The sequence below is a fragment of the Streptomyces sp. UNOB3_S3 genome (genome assembly GCF_020740895.1).
Taxonomy (GTDB): domain Bacteria; phylum Actinomycetota; class Actinomycetes; order Streptomycetales; family Streptomycetaceae; genus Streptomyces.
The window spans coordinates 1-3,314 of sequence record NZ_JAILXP010000554.1 but is presented as its reverse complement, the minus strand read 5'-3'; the positions used below and the strand labels follow the sequence as shown (position 1 = coordinate 3,314).

General features: G+C 72.5%; 3 protein-coding genes and 1 pseudogene. 3 read left to right on the top strand and 1 reads right to left on the bottom strand.

All coding sequences use genetic code 11. The features are described 5' to 3' along the window. A pseudogene (locus K6I33_RS33480) lies at positions 1–335 on the top strand (sigma-70 family RNA polymerase sigma factor); the annotation flags it as partial. A gap of 43 nt (positions 336–378) precedes the next feature. On the opposite strand, the gene K6I33_RS33475 reads toward K6I33_RS33480, so the two are convergent. After that, entirely contained in the window at positions 379–1,299 is a 921-nt protein-coding gene (locus K6I33_RS33475) for a hypothetical protein (RefSeq protein ID WP_229358514.1), read from the bottom strand. Between the two features lie 45 nt (positions 1,300–1,344). Here K6I33_RS33475 and K6I33_RS33470 point away from each other — a divergent pair, with 45 nt between their 5' ends. Both K6I33_RS33470 and K6I33_RS33465 read left to right on the top strand, forming a co-directional pair. Next, positions 1,345–2,277, top strand: coding sequence for a Ppx/GppA phosphatase family protein (locus K6I33_RS33470; RefSeq protein WP_229358512.1), 933 nt, complete (start codon positions 1,345–1,347; stop codon positions 2,275–2,277). 119 nt (positions 2,278–2,396) lie between these two features. Continuing rightward, positions 2,397–3,221 carry a sugar phosphate isomerase/epimerase gene (locus tag K6I33_RS33465; RefSeq protein ID WP_229358510.1) on the top strand — a complete coding sequence of 275 codons (825 nt, stop codon included), beginning with the start codon at positions 2,397–2,399 and terminating at the stop codon, positions 3,219–3,221. Positions 3,222–3,314 lie beyond the last annotated feature (93 nt).

Genomic DNA, 3,314 nt, shown 5'->3' with positions numbered 1-3,314 from the left:
GTCCCGGCCGGCTGACGGTCGAGGCACAGCCCAGCGGCACGGCCACGCTCATCAGGCTCACCGCCGACGGCGGCGAACCGGTCAGCTGGTCGATGTCCGCCGGGGCGCCCTGGCTGCGGCTGAGCCAGCCCGGGGGAGTGCTGCGCCCGGGGCAGTCCGTGACGGTCACGGTGATCGTCGACCACAGCAGGGAGCCCGCGGGCCCCTGGACCGCCCGGGTGGCCATCGCCCCGGGCGGCACGGTCGTCACCATCGAGGGCTGCGGCACCCCCCGCCCGACCCCGACGCCGACTCAATCGACCTACCCGCCGACGACGCCACCGCCGACGCACTGACCGGTTCGTGCCCACCCACCGGGCCGCACCCGGCGGGTCACAGTCAGGGCCGGCTGTCCGCCGGATGCGGAGCCATCGGCAGCAGTGAAGCCATCCGCTCCTCGCACAGCTTCACCAGCCGCGCGTACCCCTGCTCACCCATCAGCTCCACCAGCTCCGCCCGGTACGACACGTACACCGGGTCCGCACCCACGTGCGCGGACCGCGCCGACGTGCACCACCAGTGGAGGTCGTGCCCGCCCGGGCCCCAGCCCCGCCGGTCGTACTCGCCGATCGACACCTGGAGCACCTGTGTGTCGTCCGGCCGGTCGATCCAGTCGTACGTACGCCGCACCGGCAGCTGCCAGCACACGTCCGGTTTCGTCTCCAGCGGTTCGCGGCCCTCCCGCAGCGCCAGGATGTGCAGGGAGCAGCCCGCGCCGCCCTCGAAGCCGGGCCGGTTCTGGAAGATGCAGGAGCCCTTCCAGCGCCGGGTCTGCCGCTCGCCGTCCTCGTCGAGCTGCGTCCACCCGGAGTCCGTGCCCTCGTCGTGGAACTGCCAGATGTCCGGCGTGAGCCGCGCCACGTGCCCGGCGACCCGCTGCTCGTCCTCCTCGTCCGAGAAGTGCGCGCCCAGCGTGCAGCAGCCGTCGGCGGCGCGCCCGGCCCGGATGCCCTGGCAGCCGTCGCCGAAGACACAGGTCCAGCGGGAGGTCAGCCAGGTCAGATCGCAGCGGAAGACCTGCTCGTCGTCGGACGGGTCGGGGAATTCGACCCAGGCACGGGCGAAGTCGAGCCCGACCTCGTCGGACACCGGGGCCGACTTGGCGGCTTTCACCACTTTGGACCCGAGCTTTTCCGCCTTCGAGCCCTTACCGGTGCCCGTCTTCACGTCGGGCTTGTCGGCCTTACCGGTGCCCTTGAACTGCTTGCTGGAGGCTCTTTCCCGCTCTTTGTCCGGTTTGGCCTTCTTCGTCTTCGCCACCCCTCAAGCCTAAGTGCCCCGGGCCACCGCAGTAGCGTTCAGGCCATGAGACTCGGTGTCCTCGACGTGGGTTCGAATACGGTCCACCTGCTGGTGGTCGACGCGCACCCCGGTGCCCGCCCGCTGCCCGCCCACTCCCACAAGACCGAGCTGCGCCTCGCCGAGCTGCTGGACGAGTCCGGCGCGATCAGTGACGCCGGGATAGAGCGGCTCATCGGCGTGATCCAGGAGGCGCTCCAGGCCGCCGAGGACAAGGGCGTCGAGGAAGTGCTCCCCTTCGCCACCTCGGCCGTCCGCGAGGCCTCCAACGCCGACACCGTCCTCACCCGCGTCCTGCAGGAGACCGGCGTCACGCTGCCCGTCCTCACCGGCGCGGAGGAGGCCCGGCTGACCTTCCTCGCCACCCGCCGCTGGTTCGGCTGGTCGTCCGGAAAACTCCTTGTCCTCGACATCGGCGGTGGCTCCCTGGAGATCGCCGTCGGCCACGACGAAGAGCCCGACGCGGCCGCCTCCCTCCCCCTCGGCGCCGGCCGCCTCACCAAGGGCTGGCTCCCCGGCGATCCGCCCGACTCCTCGGACGTCCGGGCGCTCCGCCGCCATGTGCGCACCGAGATCGCCCGCACCGTCGGCGACTTCGCCCGCCTCGGCCCGCCCGACCACGCCGTCGCCACGTCCAAGACCTTCAAGCAGCTCGCCCGGATCGCGGGCGCGGCCCGCTCCGCCGAGGGCCTGTACACCCAGCGCACGCTCAGCCGGAAGGCCCTGGAGGAGTGGGTGCCCAAGCTGGCCACGATGAACACCGCCCAGCGCTCCAGGCTCCCCGGGGTCTCCGACGGCCGCGCGCCGCAACTGCTCGCGGGCGCGCTCGTGGCGGAGGCGGCGCTGGAGCTGTTCGGCCTGGAGGAGGTCGAGATCTGCCCGTGGGCGCTGCGCGAGGGCGTGATCCTGCGCCGCCTGGACCACCTGCCCACGGGCTGAGCGGACCACCGGTGGGGCGGCCCGGTCCGTCCCACCGTGTCCCACCGTGACGTACCCGACGTACGCGTCGTACGGAACCACCTGCCCGCCGCCGGAGGGGCGGGCATACGCTGTCCCTCGTGACAGAGCCAGTGGTGCGCATTCCGGATGCGAAGGTCGCGCTGTCCACGGCATCGGTCTACCCCGAGTCGACGGCGACGGCCTTCGAGATCGCCGCCCGGCTGGGTTACGACGGTGTCGAGGTCATGGTGTGGACCGACCCGGTCAGCCAGGACATCGACGCGTTGCGCCGGCTGTCCGACTACCACCAGGTGCCCATCCTGGCCGTCCACGCCCCCTGTCTTCTGATCACCCAGCGCGTCTGGTCGACCGACCCGTGGGTCAAGCTCCAGCGCGCCCGCGCGGCGGCGGAGAAGCTGGGCGCGAGCACCGTCGTCGTCCACCCGCCGTTCCGCTGGCAGCGCTCCTACGCGCGGGACTTCGTCCAGGGGCTGTGGCGGATGGCGGGCGAGACCGACGTCCGGTTCGCCGTCGAGAACATGTACCCCTGGCGCTACCGCGACCGCGAGATGCTCGCCTACGCGCCCGACTGGGACGTCACCAAGGACGACTACCGCCACTTCACGGTCGACCTGTCGCACACCTCGACGGCCCGCACGGACGCCCTCCAGATGATCGACCGGATGGGCGACCGGCTCGCCCACATCCACCTCGCCGACGGCAACGGCTCCGCGAAGGACGAGCACCTCGTCCCCGGACGCGGCAGCCAGCCCTGCGCCGAGGTGCTGGAGCGCCTGGCGACGAGCGGTTTCGACGGGCACATCGTGATCGAGGTCAACACCCGCCGGGCCATGTCCGCCGCCGAGCGGGAGGCGGACCTGGCCGAGGCCCTGGCGTACACCCGCCTCCATCTCGCCTCCCCGACGGGGGTGCCGAGACCGTGACGAGCGAGGAACGGCCGGCGGCGGGCGAGGAACCGCCGGTGACGAGCGAGGAACCGCCGGCCGAGGGCCAGGACGCGGCCCCCGCCCCCGCCA

Excerpts from the sequence above, each read along its gene's own strand:
- K6I33_RS33470 (WP_229358512.1), top strand. The coding sequence starts at position 1,345 with ATGAGACTCGGTGTCCTCGACGTGGGTTCGAATACGGTCCACCTGCTG.